Source organism: Litoreibacter halocynthiae (assembly GCF_004365635.1).
In the GTDB taxonomy this organism is placed as follows: domain Bacteria; phylum Pseudomonadota; class Alphaproteobacteria; order Rhodobacterales; family Rhodobacteraceae; genus Litoreibacter; species Litoreibacter halocynthiae.
This window is the reverse complement of sequence record NZ_SOBH01000001.1, coordinates 1,421,310-1,445,117: the sequence shown is the minus strand read 5'-3', so window position 1 is coordinate 1,445,117 and position 23,808 is coordinate 1,421,310. Positions and strand designations below refer to the sequence as shown.

Sequence of the window (23,808 nt, the reverse complement as noted above, 5' to 3'; positions counted from 1 at the left end):
GTATAATGGTGAAATACTGCAACTGCCTTTTACCCAGGAGACTGCACCATGGCTGCCAAAACAACATCTACATCCAATCCCGCCTCTGACAATCCGGCGCTTGCCGCGATCCGTGACATGCAGAGCGCGGGCTTTGCCTCGACCTCCACGATGGGGACTGCTTGGCTGGAAGCGATGAGCGACCTCGGCTCCGAAGTTCTAAGCTTTGTCGCTGAGCGCGTGAAAGAAGACGTGAAAACCCAGCACCAGATTTTGCATGCAAAATCACTGGCGCAGGTTCAGCACATTCAAGCGGAGTTCGTGCAAAAAGCGGTGGATCAGTACTCTGCCGAAACGGGAAAGCTGGTCGAACTAAGCAAAGTCGCCATGGCGAAAATGCCTGCGACCAAAATAATGCCCGACTAGATTGGGCGCGATCACGCCGCATTGGTATTTGATATAGATTAAGGATCGCCTGGCGGCGTGATGCTAGCTCTTGTGAAATTGCAGCATCACGCGGGGTTTCCCGCAATCCCAAGCGGAGGACGACCCTATGGTGAAAACCCGAAAGATGACGCCTGAAATCAGTGTCTGCGCGCAGCCATCTGCCAAGGATTTGGCGTTGATCCACACGCTTGGCTTCAACTCGATTGTCAGTAACCGCCCAGACGGCGAAGCGATTGATCAAAGCCTGTTCGAGGAAATGCGCCAAGCTGCGGCCTATGCCGGGATGGAGGCTGCGTATTTGCCGATTGATGTTAGTGGTCCCACTCCGGATGACGTGGATGCTATGGCCGCGTTGATGAAATCGCTGCCACACCCGATCCTTGCCTATTGCGAAACCGGAGCGCGGTGCGAAGAGCTGGTCAACGCATTGATGGCGAAAGAAGCCTGACGTTCTGCAAAGCTGGCTAATTAGGGTGGCACGTCGGCGGCGGTGACGTTACCTTGATCCAAATGATTTAGGTTTGAAAGATCAGGGAACTGGCACCATTGATTAAAGCTTTGTTTGTCGGATCCGTGGTTATCATTATCTCGATGCTAATCGCGGCGTGGTTGTTCGAAATTGCCGGACGTGCGCTCCGTAAGATTGATGCCCGGCTGCTGCGCAAAGGTCGCGCGTTCCAGACCCTTGTGGTGCTGATTATCGCGCTGTTCTGGATATTGTCGGTGCTGACATTGTCGATTTGGGGATGGGCAGGGGTCTATCTCTATATCGGCCTGTTTGAACGCCTCGAAACCGCGCTCTACTTTGCGATCGTATCGTTTACGACCGTAGGCTACGGCGATGTGGTGATTGACGAGAACTGGCGATTGCTGGCGGGGATGACGGCCACCAACGGGCTGTTGGTGTTTGGCCTGTTCACCGCGTTTCTGGTTGAAGTTCTGGATGTGGTTCGGTTCCGGCATCGCTAGATGCCTCGTTGCCTTAACGAAAGGGCGCGCGTTCACATTTGAAGCGCGCCCTTTTTCCTGTCCGATGACGGGGAATCAGCCGCCGCCGTACAGATGCACCGGCAACCACGTCGCAATAGCAGGGAAGGCAAAGACCATCCCGAGGCCGATCAGCTGGATCACCATGAACTGCATCATGCCCAGATAGATATCCTTCAGGTCCCACTCCGGCACCACACCTTTCAGGAAGTAGGCTGATAGCGCCACAGGCGGACTGAGCCACGCGGTTTGCAAACAGACCGCCACAAGGATCGCGAACCAAAGCATGTCGACCTGCAACTCCAGCAGCACAGGTGCAAGGATGGGCAGGATGATCAGCACAATCGGCACCCATTCCAGCGGCCAGCCCAAGACGAAGACCAGCGCGAGGATCAAGATCACCACAACGGATGCGGACACGTCGAGGTTCAGCAACAGCTCGGTGATCATGGTTGGCGTGCCAAGGCGAGAGAACACCGCGCCAAAGAAATTGGAGGCCGCCACGAGAAACAGGATTAGCACCGAGATTTCCAAGGTCTTAATCAATGCGTCATAGAAACCCTTTATCGTGAACTTGCGGTAACCCATCGCCAGAAGGATGGAGCCGAACGCGCCCATACCTGCGCCCTCGGTGGGCGTGGCCAGTCCGAACAGGATCGAGCCTAAGGCAAACGCGATCAGGATCGTGGGCGGCACGAAGCCCCAGAGCAGCTCCCAAGCGATCTTGCTTTTGTCCGGCTCGATCAGCTCTTCCGGCAAGGGCGGACCAAGCTTGGGGTTAATCCAGCAGCGCCCGACCGCATAGATCAGGTATAGCGCAGCCATCATGACGCCCGGAATGATCGCGGCGGCGAACAGGTCGGTGACTGGGATTTCCAGCACGGGCCCCATCACCACCAGCATGATCGACGGCGGGATCAGGATGCCCAAGGTTCCGCCCGCTGTAATCGTCCCTGCGGCCAGCCGCACGTCATAGCCGGAGCGGTTCATGGTCTTTGCGGCCATGATGCCCAGAATGGTGACCGAGGCCCCCACGATGCCCGTTGCGGCGCCGAAGACCACGGAGACGAACAGCACGGCCACATAAAGCGAGCCTTTCATGCGGGCCAGCATCATCTGGATCGCCGCGAAGAGGCGCTCCATCAGGCCCGCCTGTTCCATCATAAATCCCATGAAGACGAATAACGGGACAGCCGCGAGGGTCTGCTCCATCATCGAGTTGTAGAATTGCAGGGTCATCAGGAAGATGGTCAGCTTGACGCCAAAGCCCCACGCACCGAACACGACGCCAAGGAAGATCAGGGTGAAGGAAATCGGGAAGCCGATGAAGATCGCGAACAGCATCGCCCCGATCATGAACAGGCCGATTATTTCATTAGAGAATTCCATTAGACCGGCCACTTTCCACGGGTCGCGGCGTACCACGATTTGAGTATTTCAGACACGCCTTGGATGCATAGGAAGAACACACCGGTGGTCAGGGCGATTTTGACGGGCCATACGATCGGCGCCCATGTGCTGTCGCCTGCACGCTCGCCCTGCATGAAAGATTTCAGCGAGAAGTCGTAACCGGCTTTCAGGAAGAACAGCATCGAAGGCATGAACAGTACGAGATAAAGGATCAGGTCGACGCGGCCTTGCGTGCGCTCGGTGAAGCCGCGGTAAAGGAAGTCGGCTCGGATGTGCAACCCGCGCATCAGCGCGTAGGCAGCCCCCAGCATGAAGGACACGCCGTAAAGGATGCGCGACAGGTCATAGGCCCAAAGGGTGGGCGCAAGAAAGAAGCTGCGCGCGATGACTTCGTAGAACATCCCGAAGATGATCGGCACGATCAAAAGGCACGCGATGCGGCCTTGCCAGTTGGAGAAGTTGTCGATTGCGTAAACGGCTTTACGGGCGAGGGGGTGCATGTCGTCGGGCAAGGTTTTGCCCACGGCACCGCCCGCATCTGCGAGAAGCTCGTCACCGACATTCTCGTATTCCGAGAAGTCGATCTTGTCTTGATCTTCGTTGATCATGGGACTGTTCCTGTTGGCGATGAGGCCGTGACGTTTGGGGTCCTGCCCGCATCACACGACGCGGGCAGGGGAGGTTTTGTGTTACTTGCCTGCAGCCAGTTCAGCCGCATAGGCGCGGCCGAGATTGGCGTTGGAGGTCTGCGCACCGGCCCAGAACGGAACTGCGGTCCGTGCGAAGTCCTTTTGGGACTGCCACACTTCCGCAAAGAACGCGTTTTCGGCGGCGTTGGTCTCCAGCGCCTTGTTGGCGGCGGCCATGTACTCGGTGAAGTAGTCGGCAGGGGTGTCATGCAGGATGACGCCGTCCTCGTTCACCAGCTTGTCCAGCGCCAGACCGTTTTCACGGATGCGGTAAGCCATGGACTTCATCAGCGACGCGTTGGCGGCGACTTCGATGGCTTTCTGCTGCAATGGCGTCAGGCTGTTGTAGACGTCGCCATTAATATAAAGGTCAGCGTTCACAACAACCTGGTGCAGGCCTTGCAGGTAGTAGTGCTTCAGAACCTTCTGGAAGCCGAACACGCTGTCAGGCTTCGGGCAGCACCATTCAGCCGCGTCGATTGTGCCTTTTTCCAGCGCGGGCAGGATGTCCCCGCCGCCCATGGCGACCGAGGCCACGCCGATGTCTTTATAGGTCTGGCCCGGAATGCCCGGAGGTGTCCGGAAGCGGTATTTGCGGAAGTCGGCCATGGTCTCGATCGGTTCTTTGAACCAACCCAGAGCCTCTGGGCCAACCGGTTGCAGCATGAAGCCTTTGACGTTCACGCCCATCTCTTTCCACAGCTGGTCATACAGCTCCTTGCCGCCTGCATTCAGGAACCACGACATGAAGGCGATGTTGTCGATGCCGACACCGGCACCAGCCACTGGCGAGCCGAAGAGCATGGCGGCAGGGTGCTTGCCCGACCAGTAATGCGTCCATGCAAAGCCGCCTTCGATCAGGCCCGCGTCAACCGCGTCGAGCGTTTCCTGCACGCCCACGACGGAGCCTGCGGGCAGCACTTCGATGACGACTTCGCCATCGGTCAACGCTTTCACGTCTTCAGCAAAGTCTTTCAGCATAACGATTTCATCCGCAGATGACGGAATAACCGACTGCACGCGAATTGTGGTCTCGGCAAATGCCGCCGAGGCCAGCATCGACAAGCCTAGTGCGCCTGCCGTGATGGTTTTCAAGTTCAACATAAGGTCCTCCCTTAAGGTCCAAGCCTTCTGTTTCATCTTTGGCGGAACGGGGAAGGCATCCCGAGCCGCCTTTTCTTCAACGGGTCACCGCGCTCCTCCTCCAAGGTGCGGTGGTTGAATTCTGCGAGCAGGGGCTAGTGGCCCTTGCCCATCTCATACCCTTCGATCCAGCCCATCATCGGGCCGATCCCAGTGCTGGCCTCAAAAACACCGCGGTAGAACATTTCGCCGGCCACATAGAGCAGCACGACAAGGCCCAGCCAGCTGATCCACGGATAGTGGGTCAGCAGTTTCATGATCATGGTTGCGGCAAAGGCCATCAGCACGATGGCAAGGCCAAGCCCGAAGATCAGCATATTGGTGTCACCATCCGCAATCGCGGCAACGGCCAGCACGTTATCAAGTGACATCGAGACGTCAGCTATGGTGATCGACAACAGCGCCGAGGCCATCGTCCGCGTGGGCTTGCCGGTATAGCCCCTGTTCGGATCCTCGGCGCGCTCTAGCGCAAGTTCGGCCTGTTCATCGACGTTATCGCGAATCTCGGTGTAGAGCCGCCAGCACACCCAAAACAGCAGCAGGGAGCCGACAAACAAGATGCCGGGAATGCCCAGCAGTTTCGTCGCGACCACAGCGAAGGCGATGCGCAAAACTGCGGCGATGACCATACCGTATAGAATGGCCTTCTTGCGCAATTCAGGCGCAAGTCCCGCCGCCGCCATGCCGATGATCAACGCGTTGTCGCCTGACAGGATCAGGTCAGCGACGACGATTTTGCCGAAATCTAGTGCAGTGTCGATCATGCTGCGGTGTCCTTAAGGATCATATCAGAGACTTTCTCGCCGATCATGATCGCCGGCGCGTTGGTGTTGCCGCTCACGATGGTCGGCATGATGGAGCAGTCTGCGACCCGCAGACCTTCGATGCCATGCACCCGTAGACGCGCGTCGACGACGGACATGTCGTCTTGCCCCATCTTGCAGGTTCCGGTCGGGTGGTAGATCGTAACAGCTGTATTTCGCGCCCAGTCGAGGGTGCCGTCGTAGTCGTCAAATGCCACGTCCCGACCCGGCGCGAATTCCTCAAGAATATGCTCTTTTAGCGGGCTGAACCCGGTGATGCGCCGGGCGACCTGGATGCCTTTCACGATCGTGCGCTGATCGGTTTCTGTCGCCAGATAGTTGGGGTGAATGGCTGGGTGGTCCTGCCAGTTGGCGGATCGCAACTCCAGATGCCCCGCGCTTTCTGGGCGCAGTTGCAGCACGCTGGTGGTGAAGGCGGAAAACTTGTGCGGCCCTTCGGCCGGGTGCGAGGCCGAAAAGGGCTGAATGTGAAACTGGATGTCCGGGACGTCCATGTGCGGCTCTGTCTTTAGAAAGCCGGTCCCCAAGCTGGCGGCCATCGCCATCGGTCCGGTGCGTTTCAGCGCGTATTCCAACGCGATCAGACCCTGCTTGAAATAGTTGGACACTTCCACGTTGATGGTCGACAGGTCCGTTTTAAACACCGGACGGGCTTGCAGGTGATCTTGCAGGTTGCGCCCGACGCCCTTCAGTTCATGCACCATGTTGATGCCATGAGGTTTGATGGTGTTCACATCACCGATGCCAGACAGCATGAGGATTTGCGGAGAACCTATTGATCCTGCTGATAAAACAACCTCCCGTCGCGCGCGAATTTCGGTGTGCTGGCCGTTGATGTCAACCTGCACGCCGACGACCCGTTTACCATCAAGAACAAGTCGTTTGGCTTGGGCATGTGTGATAACCTCAAGGTTTTGACGCCCCCGGGCAGGCTTCAAATAGGCCGCGGCCGAAGAGCAACGGCGGCCCTTCGACATCGTGAGTTGGAAATAGCCCACGCCCTCTTGGTCGCCATCGTTGTAATCGGGGTTCTTTTTATAACCAGCGGCCTCGGCGGCGTCGATCCACTTGTCCACGATATCCCGCTTTAGGCGCGTGGGGGAGACCTGCAATGGCCCGCCAGTTCCACGGTCCGCACCAATGTCTGCGCCAAGCCAGTTTTCCGACTTCTTGAAGTAGGGCAGGACATGGTCCCAGTCCCATCCGGCATTTCCAAGTTGGGCCCAGTGATCGTAATCTTGCGATTGGCCCCGCACATATAGCAGGCCATTGATCGAGGAAGATCCGCCCAAAACACGGCCGCGCGGCCATGGGATCGACCGCCCGTTCAAGCCCGGATCGCTTGCCGCCTTATAGCGCCAATCCGTTTTCGGGTTATCCATGGTTTTGAAGTAGCCAACGGGGATGTGGATCCACGGATTAGTGTCGCGCCCGCCTGCTTCGAGCAGGGCAACGCTATGTTTGCCGCTCTCGGAAAGGCGGTTCGCAATAGCGCACCCAGCCGAGCCGGCGCCTACAATCACGTAGTCAAATTCCAAAATCCCTCCAGATATGAAAAAATGAGACTTGCGGTCCCGTTTTTGATGGGTTTAACCTACAGGGATTCGCCATCGAAACAAGTGATTTCCATTTTTCGGTTGCGTGGCGGGCTGAGCGAGCAGGTCTCATGCGCGCCTGTTTAGGAGGTCTTATGTCAACGAGCGGAAACCAACAGACCGACGCGGATGCGCGTATCCCGACAAATATGCGCACGCTGTTATTGCTGGAAGCATTGGGGCATGGCGACAAGGCCATGACGCCGACCGAGATGAACGCCTCCGTCGGTTTGCCCAAGCAAACCGTGCATCGGCTTTGCACCACATTGGAGGCCGAAGGGTTTTTGGTACGCGACGGAGATGGCAAAGGCTACCGCGCCGCACGCCGCACGCGGCTGATGTCGGCGGGGTTGCTGCATGCAAGCTGGGCCAATATCGCGCGCCACCAAGTGTTGTCGGAAATTGCCAAAACGGTCGGGGAGACGGTCAACTACGTTGTGCCGGAAGAAGCGGGGATGCGCTATCTGGACCGTGTGGATACCGACTGGTCGTTCCGCATTCAGTTGCCTGTAGGCACCAACGTGCCGTTTCACTGCACGGCGTCGGGCAAAGTGTTCATGGCGTCGCTGACCCCCAAAGCGCGGGTCGCCTTTGTGACTGCGCTGACTTTGTCCGGCCATACCCGCAAAACCCATGTGTCAGCCGAGGCATTGATGGCGGAGCTGAAGCAGATCGCAAAGCAAGGCTATGCCGAGGATGACGAAGAGTTTTTGGATGATATGGTTGCTGTGGCGGTGCCAATCCGTGATTTGACAGGGCGCTACGTCGCCTCGCTGGCGGTGCATGGCCCGACGCAAAGGATGAGCCTGTCGCACGCGCGCGATATGCTTCCGGTGCTGCAATCGGGGGCAGAAAAGCTGCGCGATGCGTTGTTTGTCTAAGGGTGCAAGATCACTTTGGGTGCCATAACGCGGCCCCCGAGGATGTCTGCAAAGGCTTGCGGCCCTTCTGACAGCGCGCGGGTCTCGGCCCAATCGAGCCCACCTAAACGCCCCTCCGCCATGGCTACAACGGTGTCTTGGAAGTCTTTCTCGGTATAGGCGTATGTGCCAAAAACCGTTATTTCCTGTAAGGTTATGCGGCGAACATCAAGTCCTCCAACGCTGTCACCAAGGCCGATATGGCAGATCGTCGCGCCGGGGGCTGCCATGGCGCAGGCCGTCTCGCGGGTGGCTTTGTAGCCGACACAATCGACAACCAACGCGGCCTGGCCCATGGCAATGTCCGATGGCTTGCACACCGGAATGTCGATCAGCCCGCGCAAATGTGCAGCGCGGAGCGGGTTGGTTTCGATCAAGGTCACGTCTGTCGCACCAAAAGCCTTTAGCGCCAAGGCAGACCCGAACCCGATAGCCCCGCCGCCAATCACGACCGTAGGAGCGGTGAGGTCGGCATAGGGCTGCGCCGCGCAGAGCCGGATGGCGTGCCAGCAAACGGCTAGCGGTTCTGCCAGTGCGGCTTGGTCGAAGCTGAGGTGATCGGGCAGGGCGATCAGATTACCTTGCGGCATTGTCAGCCATTGCGCAAAAGCCCCTTCGCGTGGTGGCATGGAAATGATCTGGCGGGTGGGGCAAAGATTGCTGCGCCCGCTGCTGCATGCGGGGCAGGTGCCGCAAGTTACCAATGGGTTAACAGTGACGCGGGTTCCGGACTGAGGGCCGGATGTCACAACGCCCGCAGCTTCGTGGCCGAGCACCAGCGGGGCGGGGCGGCGGTCGTCGTGCCCTAAATAGCCGTGCATGTCCGACCCGCAAATTCCGACTGATTTCACCTCGATCAATGCCTCTCCGTCCTGCGCAGTCGGGGTCGGGAGGTCTTGCATCTCCATGGCCTTGGGGGCGGTGTAGACGAGTGCTTGCATCGAGGCGGCCCTATTCTTGGCAGATTTGGCCCAACTTCGCTGGAGGCGTGATGTCGGGCAAGGGATATCTTGCAATTCCTGAACGCATTTCTCTGTTAGACACTTGCCGTAAGGTTCAAAAAAACCACAACATATGGGAACTGTTCAAATATGTCGGCTTTTCCCCTTGGATAAATCGAACATTTCTGATTTAAGATTTCTTAATAAATCGAGGTGCAGAAGCGCCCGAGTGTTAGAGGCGGAGTGGTAACTATGGAAGCGATTGAGTTCGTTGTTCGTGATCGTGCGGGCAACATTAGACGTGGTATGCTGGCGCAAGCCGAAACCGCAGATACAATTTTTGTCAACAGCGGTGACGATATTTCCCTGAACCTGCGCAGGTTTCAGGTGGCTGGATACGAGCGTTCGGGCGATGCGGTTATTGTAACCCTTGCCGACGGGCGCAAGATCCGGCTTGAAGGGTACTTCAGCGCCGATGCCGATCTCTTCATCAGCGCGGACGGTCTGCTGACCGAAGTCGATTTGGCTGGTGCTCAGGAGGGTCTGGTCAACGCGGAATATGCCGAGGCGCAGGTTTTCGGCAAGTGGAGCCCCGATGACGCGCTTTTCTATGTAGGCGGCTCCGAGGTTGATACAATTATCGCGGCTGACGCCGCGGGTGAAGAAACGGCGACAATGCTGGCGGCCCCGATCCTCGCCGGATTGGGCGGTGCGGGCGCAAGTGGCCTTGGTGCTGCTGCGGCCGTTGTCGGTGGTGCTGCAGTTGTTGGCGGTCTTGGCGGCGGCGGAGGTGGCGGAACGGCTCCTGACACCGAAGCCCCGGAGGTGACGCTGGATACCGGCGTTGTTTCTGTTGATCACGTGTTTGATGCTGAAGACCACGCCGATGGCGTTGAGATTGGTGGCTCTGGCGAGGCTGGCGTCGCGATTGTCGTCGAGATTGACGGCGAGACGCAGGAAACGGTGATTGACGAGGATGGCAACTGGCAGGTTGTGTTCGATCCGACGCAAGTTCCCGAGGGTGAATATGACGTCGACGTGACGATCACCGCCACGGACGACGCGGGCAACGTGACAACGATCACCGATGTGGTGCGTGTCGATACTGTAACTGTCGTTGATGTGGTTACCATCGACGGTGCCGCGACCGGATCGGGTGACGTCATCAATGCAGTCGAGCATGCGGATGGTGTGACCCTGACGGGCACCGGCGAAGTGGGGGCCAATGTGGTCGTCACAATCGAAGAGAACGGTGCTACGGCAACTGCGGTGGTTGATGCTGATGGCAACTGGTCGGTGGATTTCGGCGCAGATCAGGTCTCTACCGGCGAATATACGAGCACTGTGACTGTGACGAGCACGGACGCTTATGGCAACATGGCGACTGCGACTGCTGAAATGGTTGTCGATACCTTCGCGGAGGTGGCGATCACCGGTAATAATTCCGGCGCTGATGGCATATATAATGGCGCTGAAGTCGGCAGTGCGACTGTGATGAACGGGACGGCTCAGGCTGGCTCGTCCGTTGTGGTTACACTGACCGGTCAGAACGGTGAAGTTCTTGGAACTCAGACGGTTACGGCAACTTCTTCAGGCGCATGGTCGGCCGAGTTTGCGGGTGGCACATTGCCCGGTGGCGAGTATGACGCGACCGTAACGGCTGTAGCAACCGACACTGCCGGAAACAGCGCGACGTCCAGCTCCACGATCCCAGTAGATACCATCACCAACGTGGCGATCACCGGAAATAACGCGGGCGCAGACGGCACTTATAACGACGTTGAATCTGCGACTGTTGCGGTGCTGAACGGCACGGCGCAGCCCGGGGCTGCGGTCGTGGTGACTTTGACGGGGCCAACTGGCGCGACACTCGGTACGCAAACAGTTACGGCGACTTCTGGCGGTGCATGGACGGTTCAATACCCTTCCAACTCGCTTCCGGCGGGTGAATATGATGTGACAGTAACGGCGGTAGCCACTGATGCTTCGGGGAATTCGGAGACCACATCGGCAACGATCCCTGTGGACACGATCACCCATGTCGAGATTGCGCAGATCGAAGGTCAAACCGCCGGTACGGGCGTTGTAAACGCTGCAGGCCACGCGGATGGTGTGACCATGTCCGGCACGGGCGAGCCTGGTGGCAACATCACGGTTTCAGTTGCGGGCGGTGGTACAGCAACCGGTGTAGTGGGTGCGGACGGCACGTGGAACGTCGCGTTCCAGGCGTCGCAAATCCCAACGGGCGAGCGCACGGTGGATGTGACTGTGGCCATCGAGGATGCGCACGGGAATACCGACACCGCGACCTCGACCATGGCGATTGATACGATCACCAACGTGGCCATCACTGGGAACAACACGGGTTCCGACAACGTCATGAACCTTGCCGAAAGCGCGAGTGGCACGGCTTTGAATGGCACGGCCCAGCCGGGCGCGTCGGTGGTTGTTTCCATGGCCTCCGAAGCGGGCGTTATGTTGGGCAGCCAAACTGTTATCGCGAATTCCAACGGAACGTGGACAGCGAACTTCTCGGCCAGCACGCTGCCAAGTGGTGAGTATAACGTAAACGTATCGGCCGTCGCGACCGACGGCGCGGGCAACACGGCCTCGACCACATCGAGCTTTGCGGTCGACACGATTGCGAACGTGTCGGTCAACACGCTCAATGTAGAGGGCGACAACGTCATCAACATCGCGGAAGCCAGTGACGGGGTGCAAATTACCGGCACGGCAGAGGCGAACTCCCGCGTGGAAGTCGACTTCGGCGGTGCAACGCGCACTGTAGTTACCGACAACAATGGCAACTGGCAGGCTTCTTTCGGTCCGGGCGATGTTCCGGCGGGGGTCGAGACCACCATTCCGGTTCAGGCAACCTTCACGGATGCGGCGGGGAACACTGCTGTCGCCAATGGTACGGTTCAGGTCGATACAATCGTCCGCAACCTTGGCGTGAATGCGGTCACTGGCGACGGTGTCGTGGACGCGAACGAGGCGGGAACCGGCTTCACGCTGACAGGGACCACCGAACCGGGCGCGCAAGAGGTGATGGTGACGTTCCACAACCTGCCACCGCGCGCTGCCACGATTGGCTCCAACGGCAGCTGGACGGTCACCTTTGGCCCGAACGAAATTCCGCAAGGCGAATACACTTCGGACGTGACGGTCACCACGATTGACCGCAACGGCAACCCTGACAGCGTGTCGACACCTGTCACGGTGGATACCGAGGTGCCAGAAGCCCCTGTGGTGATTTCCTACACCGAATACTTCCGCGGCGATCCGGGCGTGTCCGGTATCGGCACCGAGCTGACCGACGATATCGTCGCGATCAGTCAGGTGAGCGAGACGGGGGCTGTTGGCAATGTGAGCTATGACACCAATGTGGTGCGCGGTGACGAGCTTCAGTTCACGTTCAACAACCGCATTCCGGATGGATCGAACCTTGTCGTGAATGCCGAGGACGCCGTTGGCAACGAAAGCGCCACTTTGCTGGTGCTGGATGACAACGCGGTCGGCACGGTCAACGTCTCGTTGAACGGCTTGTCGAACTTCAACGTCAGCTCCATTGATCTGTCCATCGTGGCCGAAAGCGAGCTGACCTTGTCCGAGGCAGACCTGTTGGGACTGTCGGAAGACACCAACGCGCTGCTGATCCATGGCGACAACACCGACACAGTGAATATTGCCGGTGCCGTCAAAACGACAAACACCGAGGTGATCGACGGGCGTTCTTACGACGTCTACACCTTGGGTGACGATGGCAGCTTGCTGATCGAGCATGACATCACAGTGAACTACTAAAAGCGGGCGGGGGCATATCCATCAGGGTATGCCCTTTCCAACCTCTCGAACTTACAAGAAGGGGCTCCGCATGGGACAGGGTACTAGTAAACGCGCAGTTTTGCGCATGGTGTTGGCAGGCACCACAGCAGTTTCACTTATGGGCTGCATGGGCGACGAGGCGACACGGGGTGCATTCTCCGGTGCCACGCCCGCGATCACAGATGATGTGAAAACTACAGGTCGCTTTGCGGAGCGTGTTCAGGTCGAGCGCGATGGCGAGGAAACCACACCGATTTTCGGGTTTCTCAAGCGCAAACCCAAATCAGATACCGCAACACGCAACGCGTCGACGATTGACGTGGGCGAGAACCTCAACGGCGCGTCCGCCCAGCCCCAAGCGCAAGCCGCTTTGGCGGGTGGCACGGGTGGTAAAGAAAGCTCCGCGCTGATCGACACATTGCTGCGCCGCCAGGCCGTACTGGACGCGCGCTCCCCTTATGGCAAAGTCGCGGGCTCTGTTCTGGCGGCGAACTCCCGCGCGGCAGAGGCCGAGCTGCGTTCCGCCAAGTTGCGCGCGGAAGCCGCGTCTAAGAACTGGCTACCGACGATTGGCCCCGCGCTAACATTGTCGTCTTTGGGCGAGGTCATCGCCTCGATGGTCATCGACCAAGTGCTGTTTGACAACGGTCGCAAGAAGGCCGAACGCAGCTTCGCCAAATCCGATGTGGAAGTTGCCGCTGTCGCATTGGCGCAGGACACGAATGACCGCGTCTACGCGGCGCTTGATCTTTATATCACCGCCGAGAAGGGTCGCGCGCAAGCCGAAGCGGGAAGCCGAGCAGCGGATCGTTTGGGCGAATTTGCATGGGTTATGGACCAGCGCGTGCGGGGTGGCGTGTCCAACCCCGCCGACTTGCAGATCGTCAAGCAGAAGCTTGCTGAAGCCGAGAACCAGCGCAACTCTGACTTGGAAACAGCGCGCACCGCGATTGCAGAGCTGAACGCGATGTCGTTGAAGCCGCTGAGCGACGTGCGTGGCCTTGCCTCCATCGGCAATTCCGAAGCAGCCAAACCGCTGTCCATCCTGAAGGCCGAGGCCGAGCGTGACCGCGACATCGCGGAAGCCACAATCAACCGCGCAGGGTTCCTGCCGGGGATTTCCGCGAAAGGCACCTTGCAAAAAGGCGGGGCCACGGGCGGAATTTCCGTGGGCGCGCCCAACGGGTTCGGGTTTGGCACCAAGGCCAGCCTGAAAGCCATCGAGGCCACCAAGGAAGCCGCTGCGCGCCGTGTGTCACAAGCCTCCGAGGACCAATCGCGCAAAATGCGCCGGTTGGAGCAGAACCTGATTTCATTGAAACGCCAGCAGGCGCAAGGGCAGGGGCTTTTGTCCTCGGCCAATGAAAACCTGTCGCTGTTCGACCGCCAGTATAAGGCCGGCCAGCGTCCGGTGATGGATGTGGTGCGTGTCTACGAGACCAAGGTTGCCACAGAGCGCGACCAGATCGGCCTCAAGTATCAGATTGCCTTGGTAGAGTTGCAGATTGCCCATCTTATGGGTGCGTTGGTGGATGGTGAGGATATATGAGCACGCCCGTCATCGCGTTTGACATGGCGCGAGCCAAAGCGGCTCAGGCATCAAATACCGCGAAGCTGAAACCGGTTGAGACCCCGACCTCGGTGGCCAATGATCCCGGTTTGCGCGTTCCGATGCCGCAGACGCCTGAGAAGGCAGGGCGGTTCTCCAAAAAATTGCGCAATCGGGCCAATCTGGTGTCGGTCTATGCTGGCTTGCTGGGCGTTGATTTGCAGCCTTCCGACGTGCTCGACGCCGCTGTGGAAATGCCTCTGGACGCCGGTGGCGTGTCACCGGAACTGTTGGCAAACACGATGAAGAAACTGGGGCTGGTCTGCTCCGTGCGCAATGTGCGTTTGCGCGCTGACCTGTGGCCTGCTTTGGTCGAGATGAAGACCGGCCAGCTGGTTTTGGTGTTGGAGCAACACGAGCAAACCCTGACGATCTTCGACGAGACCATTGGCGACCGCCGCACGGAAGTGCCACTGGGAGAGTTCGCCAAGGTGTTCTCCGGCAAGGTGCTGAAGGCCGAAAGCTCTATGCGGCAGGTCGAGGAAAAGCACCGGTTGGACGCCAAGCCAACCCATTGGTTTTGGGGAGAGTTCCCGAAATACAAACGCCATCTGGTCGAGATCACCGCTGGCTCTTTCGTGGCCAACATTCTGGCTGTTGCCGTCGCGCTGTTCTCGCTGCAGGTCTACGACCGCGTGATCCCGCACCAGTCCCACGCGACGCTGTGGGTCTTGGCCATCGGCGCGATGGGCGCATTGACGCTGGAGGCGTTTTTGAAGATCGCCCGCGCCCGTATGATGGACGGGGCAGGGCGCAAAATCGAACTGGCCGTGCAGCAAACCTTGATGAGCCGCCTTTTGGGAATGCGCGCTGGCAGGCCCGGTGCGACGCCGTCAGGCACGTTCTCCGCGATGCGCGAGTTTTCCTCCATCCGCGAATTTTTCACCGCGTCGACAATCGGGTCGTTGACGGATGTGCCGTTTATCTTTTTGTTCCTGCTGCTGGTTAGTTCCATCGCGGGCAATGTGGTTTGGGTCTTGGTCGCAGGGGGCATCCTGATGCTTCTTCCCGGGTTCTTCCTGCAAAAACGCATGATGAAACTGACCGAAGAGACGCAAGGCGCCTCGGTCAAAGCAAACCGCTTGCTACATGAAGCCATCTACGAAGCAGACACGGTCAAATCGCACCGCGGCGAAGATCGGTTCGCACGCCTTTGGGGCGAGTTGAACGCGCTATCCGCGCTGAAATCTTCCGAGCAACGCCGTCTGGCCTCCGCGCTGACCTTTTGGTCGCAAGGCGTTCAGCAAGCCACCTATGTGGGCGCGGTTGTTGTTGGCACCTTCCTTGTGTTTGCGGGCGAGTTCACCGTCGGCTCGATCATTGCTGTGGGTATTCTGACCTCCCGCACCCTCGCGCCACTGACGCAACTGGCGGGTACTATGGCGCGGTGGTCGAATGTGAAAACCGCGCTTGTCGGCCTCGATGCGGTGGTGGAAAGCCCGCAGGATTATGACTCCGAACGCAGTTATTTGCGTCGCGAACGCATCACCGGCCGGTTCGAGGCGCGCGATCTGATCCACCGCTACGACGAAGATGCTGCACCCGTGCTGGATCTGGGGAGCTTCTCCATTCCGGTAGGGCAGCATGTGGCGGTTCTCGGGGCCAATGGCTCGGGCAAATCTACGTTGATCAAGCTGCTTTCGGGCCTGTATGCGCCGGATAAAGGCCGCGTTCTGATTGACGGCATCGACATGGGGCAAATCCACCCCAAAGATCTGCGCCGTGGCGTTGGCTACCTGAGCCAAGAGGTCCGCCTGTTTGCAGGATCGTTGCGCGAGAACCTGAACTTGTCGGGGCTTGAGCGCGATGATGCGCGCCTGTTTGCAGCCCTCGATTTTGCAGGGCTTGGCCGCTATGTGCGCGAACACGCCAAAGGGCTGGATTTGCCAATTCACGACGGCGGCTTGGGCCTATCTATCGGTCAGCGCCAGTCTATCGGCTGGGCGCGGTTGTGGCTGCAAGACCCGTCCGTGGTGTTGCTGGACGAGCCGACCGCGGCGCTGGACCAATCGCTGGAAACCGCTCTGGTCGCCAATCTGCAAGGCTGGCTTAAGGGCCGCACCGCTGTAATCGCCACGCACCGTATGCCGATCCTTGCCCTGACCGAACGTGTGATGATCTTGAAGGGCGGCAAACTGTCGGTGGACGGGCCGCGCGAACAGGTTCTGGATCATTTGAAGAAGACCAAAGCGGCCGCCCAAGGTGTTAAAATCAATGCACCGAAAGGGGGCAAGTGATGGCCACAATCGACGCCGCATTCGACGACGACCTGCGCGGTCCTTCTTGGGTTATCCGCATCATTGGCCTTACGGTCGTGGCTTTCATTGTCTGGGCGTCTTTTGCGTGGGTCGACGAGATTGTGCGCTCGGAGGGGGAGTTCGTGTCTTCCTCCCGCCCGCAAATTATCCAGAACTTTGAAGGCGGCATCCTGTCGGAGCTTCTTGTTGCCGAAGGCGACACCGTGAACCCCGGCGATATTCTGGCGCGCCTGTCCGTTACCAATTTCCAGACCTCCGTGGATGATCTGCAAGATCAGATCGACGCGTTGGAAATCCGCCGCATGCGTCTAGAGGCCGAGCTTGCCGGACAGTTCGATTTCTACGTTGCTGGTGATCTTGAGCGCCGCCAGCCAGAGATCGTCGCATCCGAACGTGCCTTGCTAAGCGCCCGCCAGACCGACTTCGAAGGCCGCACAGACAGCGCCCGCGCCATTTTGAAAGAGACCCGTCGCGAGGCGGCGTTGATGGAAGACCTGTTGACCCAGAATATCGTCTCTCTGGTCGAGGTGTCGCGCGCTCGCAAAACCAACACCGACGCCGAGGCCAAGTACAAAGAGATCGTCTCCAAGGCGGAGCTGGACCGCGCCTCTGCCTATTCCGACACGCTGAAAGAGCTGGCCACGCTGCGCCAGAACATGAAGCTGAGCAAAGACCAACTGGCGCGGACGGTCATCCGCTCCCCGATGAAGGGCATCGTGAACAACGTGGCAATTTCGACCATCGGTGGCGTTGTCCGTCCGGGCGAGGAGATTTTCCAAATCATCCCGATGGGCGAGGAATTGTTCGTCGAAGCCAAGGTGAAGCCCAAGGATATCGCCAGCCTGCGTCCGGGGCAGAACGCAACTGTGAAGCTGTCGGCCTATGACTACACGATTTATGGCACTCTTACGGGCAAGGTTCAGGTTATCTCCGCCGACACGTTCAAGGACGAGCGCGTGGCAGATGGCGACCCGCATTACAAAGTGCTGCTGTCGGTTGATATGGAGCACCTGTCACCGCGTCAGAAGTCGGTGGAAATTCGCCCCGGTATGTTGGCGCAGGTTGAGTTGCACACGGGCGAGAAGACCATTTTGCAGTATCTGACCAAACCGCTCTACAAATCGCACGAAGCATTCCGCGAGCCGTAGGTTTCAGCTGCGGATGAATATCTGCACATCAGCCACGTTGGTGCCGGTGCCACCTGTCATTAGCAAATCACCCGACGCGCCAAGCGCTGCGTAGGCGTCATTATTCGCCAATAGGGCTTCCGGATTAACACCTGCGGCTTTCATCCTTGCGAGCGAGCCCGCGTCGACCAACCCGCCAGCCGCATCGGTAGGGCCGTCCCGCCCGTCCGTGCCTCCAGATAAGAACACCCAGTCACCGGGAATTTCTTGCAGCGCAATGCGCAGGGCAAGGTCCTGATTACGCCCGCCTTTCCCGTTTCCGGTCAGGGTTACTGTGGTCTCCCCGCCAAAGAGCAGAACCGCCGGCGCGTCTTGTGGAAGGGCGCGGAAAATCTCTGCCAGTTGCGGGGCGACGTCCTCCACGTTGCCCTCCAGCCGGTCATTGATGATCTGCGCCTCCGGACAGGCGGTGCGCATGGCATCAAGGCTTTGGCGGTTCGAGGCAATCAGGTGGTTTTCCGCTGTTGGCAAGGTTCCGATATCCAGCTCCGCGCCGCTTAGGTGAGCTTGCACGCTGGCGGGCATGTGGTTCCAGATATTGGCCTGCTCCAGCAACGCCTTTGCGCTGGCACGGGTGCCGATCGGAGCGACTGTTGGTCCGGACGCGATCGCGCGCAGGTCGTCACCCACGACGTCGGACAGGATATAGGCGGTGACCGGAGCAGGGGCTGCCGCGCGCAATAACCCGCCGCCCTTGAGGCGGGAAAGCTGCTGGCGAATGTGGTTCATATCGTTGATCTCTAACCCCGAACCCAGCAACACTTTGTTAACCTGCGCCTTTTCCTCAAGGCTTATGCCTTTTGCAGGGGCGGGAAGAAGCGCCGAACCTCCGCCCGAGATGAATGCGATGACGCGGTCCCGAGGCCCCGCTTTGCCTAACAACTCCTCAACGGCCCGTCCGGCGGCTTCGCCGGCAGCGTCCGGTACCGGATGGCCTGATTGCAAAACACGGCAATCATCGAGCGGTGCCGCGTTTTCCGGATTGGTGACCGCGAGCGCCTCGAATGTGCTTGACGCCGCGACATGGCTTAACGCGGCGCGCATCATGGGAACAGCGGCCTTGCCAACGGCGATCAGGAACAGAGTTCCGTCGGCGTCCAAGGTCGTGTTTCGCAGCGCGCGCTCGACAGCACGCCCGGGGTGCGCAGCCAAAATGGCGGCGTCAAAAAGACGTTTCGCGGTGGTGCGCATGGTATTAATGGTCTCAGATTTATATTTCATTTAATCAATGTATTACAGTGTGAAGTTAATGTTCTATAGTAAGATTTTTTCAATCCGCGACACTTGTTTGCGCCGCGTTCAGATTTGCATCTCACAAAGAGCCTCAGGGGCTTTGGGAAGTCAAGTCGGGCAGCGCGCGGTGCCTGAAACGCAGGCCGCGCGGTGCCGGAGTTTGGTGCGAACGGTGCTGGCTTGAAATAGTGTGAACCCGCCCCAATCTAATCGGTCTCACATCACGGGGCGAGATGCGCTTGCGCCCGTTTTTCTCCGCTACTAACCTCACGTTCATATTTACGCATTACGAACCGCTCAAAAGCAGAAGGCAGGCAGGCATGTACGATCCAGTCGAAACCTATATGAATCTCGTTCCGATGGTGGTCGAACAGACCAGCCGCGGGGAGCGGGCTTACGACATTTTCTCGCGCCTGTTGAAGGAGCGGATCATTTTCATCAACGGCCCGATCCATGATGGCATGTCCCATTTGGTCGTGGCGCAGCTGCTGCATCTCGAGGCGGAAAACCCGTCCAAGGAAATCAGCATCTACATCAACTCGCCCGGTGGCGTGGTGACGTCGGGTCTGTCGATCTATGACACGATGCAATATATCAAACCGAAGGTGTCGACGCTGTGCATCGGGCAGGCGGCGTCCATGGGGTCGGTGCTGCTGGCGGGTGGTGAAAAGGGCATGCGCTTCTCGCTGCCAAACTCGCGGATCATGGTTCATCAGCCTTCTGGCGGGTATCAGGGCCAAGCGTCGGACATCATGATTCACGCGGCTGAAACCCAGAAGCTGAAAGATCGTCTCTATGACATCTACGTGAAGCACACAGGTCAAACCAAGAAAGCAGTCGAAAAGGCGTTGGACCGCGACAACTTCATGTCGCCGGAAGAAGCCAAGGACTGGGGTCATATCGACGAGATCGTCGAGAATCGTGTCAAAGAAGACGACGCGAAATAATCAAGACCTGCGCCTTGTTTTGTTGCAAAAAGCAGGGCGCAGGAAATACGTTTTTGGCGTTGTGCCTCCGTTGATGCTGCCCTAACTTATGGCAACAGGCGTAAACGAAGTGTCACGCAGCACAAAGCGGCGGGCAAAACAAAATAGGTGGTGCAATGGCAAACAACTCTGGTGACGGCAAAAACACCCTCTATTGTTCGTTCTGCGGCAAATCCCAACACGAAGTTCGCAAGCTGATTGCAGGGCCGACGGTGTTCATCTGCGATGAATGCGTCGAGCTGTGCATGGACATCATCCGCGAGGAAACCAAGACCGCAGGTCTCAAGGCTGCTGATGGTGTTCCGACCCCGCAGGAAATTTGCGAAGTTCTGGATGATTATGTGATCGGGCAGGGCCACGCCAAGCGCGTGTTGTCGGTAGCTGTTCACAACCACTACAAGCGCCTCAATCACGTCGGTAAATCCGGTGATATCGAACTGGCGAAATCCAACATCATGCTGATTGGCCCGACAGGCTGCGGTAAAACGCTGCTCGCCCAAACGCTGGCCCGTATCCTTGATGTGCCGTTTACCATGGCAGATGCCACGACCCTGACCGAGGCCGGGTATGTCGGCGAAGATGTCGAGAACATCATCCTCAAGCTGCTTCAATCGTCCGAATACAATGTCGAGCGCGCACAACGCGGCATCGTCTATATTGACGAGGTCGATAAAATTACCCGCAAGTCCGACAACCCCTCGATCACCCGCGATGTGTCGGGCGAGGGCGTGCAACAGGCCTTGCTGAAAATCATGGAAGGCACCGTCGCCTCCGTGCCACCGCAAGGCGGGCGCAAGCATCCGCAGCAGGAATTCCTGCAAGTGGACACCACCAACATCCTTTTCATCTGTGGCGGCGCGTTCGCGGGCCTCGACAAGATCATCGCGCAGCGCGGCAAGGGTTCGGCTATGGGCTTTGGTGCGGATGTGCGCGAGGAAAACGAAAAAGGCGTCGGCGACCTGTTCAAAGAGTTGGAGCCGGAAGATCTGCTGAAATTCGGCCTGATCCCGGAATTCGTCGGTCGTTTGCCGGTAATTGCCACTTTGGAAGATCTCGACGAAGAGTCGCTGGTCACCATCCTGACCCAGCCGAAAAACGCTTTGATCAAGCAATATCAGCGCCTGTTCGAACTGGAGGATGCCAAGTTGACCTTCACCGATGACGCGCTGGTGGCCATTGCCAAGCGCGCGATCGAGCGGAAGACAGGTGCGCGCGGGTTGCGGTCCATTCTGGAAGACATCCTGCTCGACACCATGTTCGAGCTACCTGCGTTGGACAATGTCGACGAAGTGCTGGTCAACGAAGACGCTGTCGGTCGCACCGCAAAACCACTGATCATTTACGGCGAGGCCAAAGAAAAGGCCGAGGCTGAAGCTGGCTAATGACGATCCGCCGGATTTCGTCAGGCGGCGCGTTTGAGGCCAAGGTCGGCTATTGCCGCGCAGTTGTTGCTGGCGACTGGGTCCATGTTGCGGGCACAGTCGCCGCTCCACTACCCGAAACCGGCGAGCCGCCCGCAGGGGCGGCGGCGCAATGTGTATCCGCGTTGGCAATTATCGAACGCGCTTTGAACGAAGCTGGGGCCGATTTTTCCGACGTCGTGCGCGTAACTTACATGCTGCCGGCGGCCGACGAGTTCGAAGCCTGCTGGCCCGTTCTAAGTGCGACATTCGGTGACAATCCGCCCGCGGCCACGATGATTGAATGCGGGTTGATCGACCCGAAATACCGCATCGAGATTGAAGTCACCGCGTATAAACCCGCGCGTTAGCGGGTCGCTGTGCACTGGACTGTGGCGCGGCGATGGTCCATATAATGCGAGACGAATTTTGGAGGCCGGTATGGGCATTCTCAACACACTTTTTCGCGCGGTCACTTGGTGGGACAGCCAGACGTTGAACACACAGCTGTTCACATGGCGCAAAGGCGAGAAAGTCGGTGAGGACGAAGGTGGAAACATCTATTATCAAACCTCTAACGGCAAACGCCGCTGGGTGATCTTCAACGGAGAGGCCGAGGCGTCTCGCGTGAACCCTGATTGGCATGGCTGGCTGCACCACACGTGGGACGAGCCGCCCACCAAGGCACCGATTGCGCACAAATCATGGCAAAAGCCGCACCTGCCGAATCTGACGGGAACTGCGATGGCCTATGCGCCTCAGGGATCCTTGCGGCAGGCGAAACCGAAGTCACGGCAGGACTACGAGGCGTGGTCGCCGGAATAGCGGCCAAAGCTTGCGGGGGCGCAGATGTCTGAAAACACAACAGAAGTAATTGTCGGCACGGGCGTTCTGGCCGTGGCCATCGGATTTTTTATCTTCGCGACCGGCGCCACCTCCTTTGCAACCGGCGGGGATGCTTACCCGCTTGCGGCCAGCTTCCGATCGGCTGAAGGGGTGAAAATCGGCACAGATGTGCGTATGGCGGGGGTCAAAGTGGGCACCGTTACCGCACTGGACTTGAACCCCGAAACCTTCCGTGCTGACGCGACTTTCACTATGAAGAACGGCATCGAAGTTCCTGACGACAGCGCCATCGCGATCAGCTCCGAGGGACTGTTGGGCGGCAATTTCGTCGAGGTTATTCCAGGTGGCTCCCCGTTCAATCTGGAACCGGGTGGCGAGATTGAAGACACGCAAAGCTCTGTATCCCTCATTACACTGTTGATGAAGTTCGTGGCCGGGAACGGCGACGAATGAAACGCCTTACTGCCGGATTAGTGCTGCTGGCTCTGCCTGCGGTGGCTCAAACGACCATTGAAGGCGACGACACTGTTATCCGGCTTGGGAATGCGCCCGTCGCCGAGAGCAAAATGCGGCCAGCGGCCTCCAGTGCGGCGCAGGCGGTGATGCGTGGATTGGACAAGCTTGCAGGTGCCAGCGAAGACATCATCTTGACCGCAGGCGAGGCGACGCAGTTCGGCCCATTGACGATTACGATGAAGGACTGCCGCTATCCCAAAGGAAACCCAAGCGGGGATGCCTTCGTGAGCCTGTCGGTGATTGATACCAATACCAACAAATCCGCGTTTGAGGGGTGGATGATCGCGTCCAGCCCTGCGCTGAACGCGATGGATCACCCGCGCTACGACGTCTGGGCGATCAGGTGCAAACTTGATGACCGGACACCGTCAGTGGTTGCCGGAGAAAGTTCGCCTTTTCCGATAATGCGTCCCGAAGGGCTCGGCGGTAACTAGCACGCGGGATTTCGACACCCCCGAGGGATTCCAGATGCGGAGTCAGAAATTGGGTGTCGAGAAGCTTGAAGCCACCCGCATTCAACCGTGACACCAGATAAGCCAGCGCGATTTTAGACGCATCGCGGCGGCGCGAGAACATGGATTCACCGAAGAAGGCGCCATTCAACGTCACACCATAGACGCCGCCGACCAGCTCTTTACCGTCCCACACCTCGACAGAATGGGCATGCCCGGCATGAAATAAATCCATGTATATGCTGAAAATCGGGGCGTTGATCCAGGTCTCTGGGCGATCCGCGCAGCCCTCGATAACGCCCGCGAAATCAGTGTCGATCTTGATCTGAAATGGTTCGCGAAGGATCGTTTTGCGAAGCGAACGCGAGATGTGGAAGCCGTTAAGCGGCAAGACGCCGCGAAACTCCGGATCGAGCCAGAACAGCTCATCCTCCTCGCGGCTTTCCGCCATCGGAAAAATCCCTTGCGCATAAGCGCTCAGGATCAATTCGGGTGTCAGCTCAATAGGGCGTTCATCTTTGGCCATGACGGCAGGAAAGCAGGGCTGCGCTATGCGCGCAA

Annotated in this window: 22 protein-coding genes; 14 read left to right on the top strand and 8 right to left on the bottom strand. The window is 58.5% G+C overall.

Features of this window, described 5'->3' with window-relative positions; all coding sequences use genetic code 11:
• Positions 1 to 48 precede the first annotated feature (48 nt).
• The 3 genes from BDE40_RS07015 (at position 49) to BDE40_RS07005 (ending at position 1,395) form a co-directional block, all read left to right on the top strand.
• Positions 49 to 405, top strand: a complete 357-nt coding sequence (locus tag BDE40_RS07015) for a phasin family protein (RefSeq protein ID WP_134013689.1) — start codon at positions 49 to 51, stop codon at positions 403 to 405.
• 127 nt (positions 406 to 532) lie between these two features.
• The gene (locus tag BDE40_RS07010; RefSeq protein WP_134013688.1) at positions 533 to 874 is read left to right on the top strand and encodes a protein tyrosine phosphatase family protein; all 342 of its coding nucleotides are present in this window, start codon (positions 533 to 535) and stop codon (positions 872 to 874) included.
• Positions 875 to 972: 98 nt separating this feature from the next.
• Positions 973 to 1,395, top strand: coding sequence for an ion channel (locus BDE40_RS07005; protein ID WP_134013687.1), 423 nt, complete (start codon positions 973 to 975; stop codon positions 1,393 to 1,395).
• Positions 1,396 to 1,470: 75 nt separating this feature from the next.
• On the opposite strand, the gene BDE40_RS07000 is transcribed toward BDE40_RS07005, so the two are convergent.
• The 5 genes from BDE40_RS07000 to BDE40_RS06980 all read right to left on the bottom strand — a co-directional run bounded on the left by BDE40_RS07000 (position 1,471) and on the right by BDE40_RS06980 (position 7,017).
• Complete coding sequence (locus BDE40_RS07000) at positions 1,471 to 2,802, bottom strand: TRAP transporter large permease (RefSeq protein WP_134013686.1); 1,332 nt, start codon at positions 2,800 to 2,802, stop codon at positions 1,471 to 1,473.
• A complete protein-coding gene (locus tag BDE40_RS18360) occupies positions 2,802 to 3,431 on the bottom strand; it encodes a TRAP transporter small permease subunit (RefSeq protein WP_134013685.1) in 630 nt (209 codons plus the stop codon). The genes BDE40_RS07000 and BDE40_RS18360 overlap by 1 nt, the downstream gene beginning before the upstream one ends.
• Before the next feature lie 81 nt (positions 3,432 to 3,512).
• Positions 3,513 to 4,616, bottom strand: coding sequence for a TRAP transporter substrate-binding protein (locus tag BDE40_RS06990; RefSeq protein WP_134013684.1), 1,104 nt, complete (start codon positions 4,614 to 4,616; stop codon positions 3,513 to 3,515).
• A gap of 134 nt (positions 4,617 to 4,750) precedes the next feature.
• Entirely contained in the window at positions 4,751 to 5,419 is a 669-nt protein-coding gene (locus BDE40_RS06985; protein ID WP_134013683.1) for a TerC family protein, read from the bottom strand.
• On the bottom strand, positions 5,416 to 7,017 hold the full coding sequence (locus BDE40_RS06980; RefSeq protein WP_134013682.1) for a GMC family oxidoreductase: 1,602 nt from the start codon (positions 7,015 to 7,017) through the stop codon (positions 5,416 to 5,418). Before BDE40_RS06980 ends, BDE40_RS06985 begins: the two co-directional genes overlap by 4 nt.
• A gap of 152 nt (positions 7,018 to 7,169) precedes the next feature.
• Between BDE40_RS06980 and BDE40_RS06975 the strand changes: the two genes are divergently transcribed.
• Positions 7,170 to 7,955, top strand: coding sequence for an IclR family transcriptional regulator (locus BDE40_RS06975; RefSeq protein WP_134013681.1), 786 nt, complete (start codon positions 7,170 to 7,172; stop codon positions 7,953 to 7,955).
• Here the strand turns inward: BDE40_RS06975 and BDE40_RS06970 are convergent.
• Positions 7,952 to 8,935 (bottom strand): alcohol dehydrogenase catalytic domain-containing protein, encoded by a 984-nt coding sequence (locus BDE40_RS06970; RefSeq protein WP_134013680.1) that lies wholly within the window; start codon positions 8,933 to 8,935, stop codon positions 7,952 to 7,954. The two genes, BDE40_RS06975 and BDE40_RS06970, sit on opposite strands and share 4 nt — an antisense overlap.
• Positions 8,936 to 9,187: 252 nt before the next feature.
• Between BDE40_RS06970 and BDE40_RS06965 the strand changes: the two genes are divergently transcribed.
• The 4 genes from BDE40_RS06965 to BDE40_RS06950 all read left to right on the top strand — a co-directional run bounded on the left by BDE40_RS06965 (position 9,188) and on the right by BDE40_RS06950 (position 17,775).
• Positions 9,188 to 12,739 carry an Ig-like domain-containing protein gene (locus BDE40_RS06965; RefSeq protein ID WP_134013679.1) on the top strand — a complete coding sequence of 1,184 codons (3,552 nt, stop codon included), beginning with the start codon at positions 9,188 to 9,190 and terminating at the stop codon, positions 12,737 to 12,739.
• Positions 12,740 to 12,809: 70 nt separating this feature from the next.
• Positions 12,810 to 14,309, top strand: a complete 1,500-nt coding sequence (locus BDE40_RS06960; protein WP_162848041.1) for a TolC family protein — start codon at positions 12,810 to 12,812, stop codon at positions 14,307 to 14,309.
• Positions 14,306 to 16,606 (top strand): ATP-binding cassette domain-containing protein, encoded by a 2,301-nt coding sequence (locus BDE40_RS06955; RefSeq protein WP_134013677.1) that lies wholly within the window; start codon positions 14,306 to 14,308, stop codon positions 16,604 to 16,606. The genes BDE40_RS06960 and BDE40_RS06955 overlap by 4 nt, the downstream gene beginning before the upstream one ends.
• Positions 16,606 to 17,775: an HlyD family type I secretion periplasmic adaptor subunit gene (locus BDE40_RS06950; RefSeq protein ID WP_134013676.1), complete on the top strand. Its 1,170-nt coding sequence runs from the start codon at positions 16,606 to 16,608 to the stop codon at positions 17,773 to 17,775. Before BDE40_RS06955 ends, BDE40_RS06950 begins: the two co-directional genes overlap by 1 nt.
• Positions 17,776 to 17,778: 3 nt before the next feature.
• Here BDE40_RS06950 and BDE40_RS06945 read toward each other — a convergent pair whose 3' ends face one another.
• The gene (locus tag BDE40_RS06945; protein ID WP_134013675.1) at positions 17,779 to 19,035 is read right to left on the bottom strand and encodes a glycerate kinase type-2 family protein; all 1,257 of its coding nucleotides are present in this window, start codon (positions 19,033 to 19,035) and stop codon (positions 17,779 to 17,781) included.
• 332 nt (positions 19,036 to 19,367) lie between these two features.
• Here BDE40_RS06945 and BDE40_RS06940 point away from each other — a divergent pair, with 332 nt between their 5' ends.
• The 6 genes from BDE40_RS06940 to BDE40_RS06915 all read left to right on the top strand — a co-directional run bounded on the left by BDE40_RS06940 (position 19,368) and on the right by BDE40_RS06915 (position 23,229).
• The gene (locus BDE40_RS06940) at positions 19,368 to 19,994 is read left to right on the top strand and encodes an ATP-dependent Clp protease proteolytic subunit (RefSeq protein ID WP_073139221.1); all 627 of its coding nucleotides are present in this window, start codon (positions 19,368 to 19,370) and stop codon (positions 19,992 to 19,994) included.
• A 155-nt stretch (positions 19,995 to 20,149) separates the two neighbouring features.
• A complete protein-coding gene (clpX, locus tag BDE40_RS06935) occupies positions 20,150 to 21,415 on the top strand; it encodes an ATP-dependent Clp protease ATP-binding subunit ClpX (RefSeq protein ID WP_134013674.1) in 1,266 nt (421 codons plus the stop codon).
• The gene (locus BDE40_RS06930) at positions 21,415 to 21,804 is read left to right on the top strand and encodes a RidA family protein (protein ID WP_134013673.1); all 390 of its coding nucleotides are present in this window, start codon (positions 21,415 to 21,417) and stop codon (positions 21,802 to 21,804) included. The genes clpX and BDE40_RS06930 overlap by 1 nt, the downstream gene beginning before the upstream one ends.
• Before the next feature lie 70 nt (positions 21,805 to 21,874).
• Complete coding sequence (locus BDE40_RS06925) at positions 21,875 to 22,258, top strand: NADH:ubiquinone oxidoreductase subunit NDUFA12 (RefSeq protein ID WP_134013672.1); 384 nt, start codon at positions 21,875 to 21,877, stop codon at positions 22,256 to 22,258.
• 24 nt (positions 22,259 to 22,282) lie between these two features.
• Positions 22,283 to 22,732, top strand: coding sequence for an outer membrane lipid asymmetry maintenance protein MlaD (gene mlaD / locus BDE40_RS06920; protein ID WP_073139207.1), 450 nt, complete (start codon positions 22,283 to 22,285; stop codon positions 22,730 to 22,732).
• Complete coding sequence (locus tag BDE40_RS06915; protein WP_134013671.1) at positions 22,729 to 23,229, top strand: DUF2155 domain-containing protein; 501 nt, start codon at positions 22,729 to 22,731, stop codon at positions 23,227 to 23,229. The genes mlaD and BDE40_RS06915 overlap by 4 nt, the downstream gene beginning before the upstream one ends.
• Here the strand turns inward: BDE40_RS06915 and aat are convergent.
• Positions 23,135 to 23,773: a leucyl/phenylalanyl-tRNA--protein transferase gene (aat, locus tag BDE40_RS06910; protein WP_211342405.1), complete on the bottom strand. Its 639-nt coding sequence runs from the start codon at positions 23,771 to 23,773 to the stop codon at positions 23,135 to 23,137. The genes BDE40_RS06915 and aat overlap by 95 nt on opposite strands.
• Between the last annotated feature and the right edge of the window lie 35 nt (positions 23,774 to 23,808).

What these genes read in the sequence shown, in the direction of transcription:
- BDE40_RS06955 (WP_134013677.1), top strand. Translation starts at nt 14,306, where the DNA reads ATGAGCACGCCCGTCATCGCGTTTGACATGGCGCGAGCCAAAGCGGCT.
- BDE40_RS06960 (WP_162848041.1), top strand. Translation starts at nt 12,810, where the DNA reads ATGGGACAGGGTACTAGTAAACGCGCAGTTTTGCGCATGGTGTTGGCA.
- BDE40_RS07010 (WP_134013688.1), top strand. Translation starts at nt 533, where the DNA reads ATGGTGAAAACCCGAAAGATGACGCCTGAAATCAGTGTCTGCGCGCAG.
- BDE40_RS06965 (WP_134013679.1), top strand. Translation starts at nt 9,188, where the DNA reads ATGGAAGCGATTGAGTTCGTTGTTCGTGATCGTGCGGGCAACATTAGA.
- BDE40_RS06950 (WP_134013676.1), top strand. Translation starts at nt 16,606, where the DNA reads ATGGCCACAATCGACGCCGCATTCGACGACGACCTGCGCGGTCCTTCT.
- BDE40_RS06940 (WP_073139221.1), top strand. Translation starts at nt 19,368, where the DNA reads ATGTACGATCCAGTCGAAACCTATATGAATCTCGTTCCGATGGTGGTC.
- BDE40_RS06945 (WP_134013675.1), bottom strand. Translation starts at nt 19,035, where the DNA reads ATGAAATATAAATCTGAGACCATTAATACCATGCGCACCACCGCGAAA.
- BDE40_RS06970 (WP_134013680.1), bottom strand. Translation starts at nt 8,935, where the DNA reads ATGCAAGCACTCGTCTACACCGCCCCCAAGGCCATGGAGATGCAAGAC.
- BDE40_RS18360 (WP_134013685.1), bottom strand. Translation starts at nt 3,431, where the DNA reads ATGATCAACGAAGATCAAGACAAGATCGACTTCTCGGAATACGAGAAT.
- BDE40_RS06925 (WP_134013672.1), top strand. Translation starts at nt 21,875, where the DNA reads ATGGGCATTCTCAACACACTTTTTCGCGCGGTCACTTGGTGGGACAGC.
- BDE40_RS06930 (WP_134013673.1), top strand. Translation starts at nt 21,415, where the DNA reads ATGACGATCCGCCGGATTTCGTCAGGCGGCGCGTTTGAGGCCAAGGTC.
- BDE40_RS06985 (WP_134013683.1), bottom strand. Translation starts at nt 5,419, where the DNA reads ATGATCGACACTGCACTAGATTTCGGCAAAATCGTCGTCGCTGACCTG.
- clpX (WP_134013674.1), top strand. Translation starts at nt 20,150, where the DNA reads ATGGCAAACAACTCTGGTGACGGCAAAAACACCCTCTATTGTTCGTTC.
- aat (WP_211342405.1), bottom strand. Translation starts at nt 23,773, where the DNA reads ATGGCCAAAGATGAACGCCCTATTGAGCTGACACCCGAATTGATCCTG.
- BDE40_RS06990 (WP_134013684.1), bottom strand. Translation starts at nt 4,616, where the DNA reads ATGTTGAACTTGAAAACCATCACGGCAGGCGCACTAGGCTTGTCGATG.
- BDE40_RS06915 (WP_134013671.1), top strand. Translation starts at nt 22,729, where the DNA reads ATGAAACGCCTTACTGCCGGATTAGTGCTGCTGGCTCTGCCTGCGGTG.
- mlaD (WP_073139207.1), top strand. Translation starts at nt 22,283, where the DNA reads ATGTCTGAAAACACAACAGAAGTAATTGTCGGCACGGGCGTTCTGGCC.
- BDE40_RS06975 (WP_134013681.1), top strand. Translation starts at nt 7,170, where the DNA reads ATGTCAACGAGCGGAAACCAACAGACCGACGCGGATGCGCGTATCCCG.
- BDE40_RS07015 (WP_134013689.1), top strand. Translation starts at nt 49, where the DNA reads ATGGCTGCCAAAACAACATCTACATCCAATCCCGCCTCTGACAATCCG.
- BDE40_RS07000 (WP_134013686.1), bottom strand. Translation starts at nt 2,802, where the DNA reads ATGGAATTCTCTAATGAAATAATCGGCCTGTTCATGATCGGGGCGATG.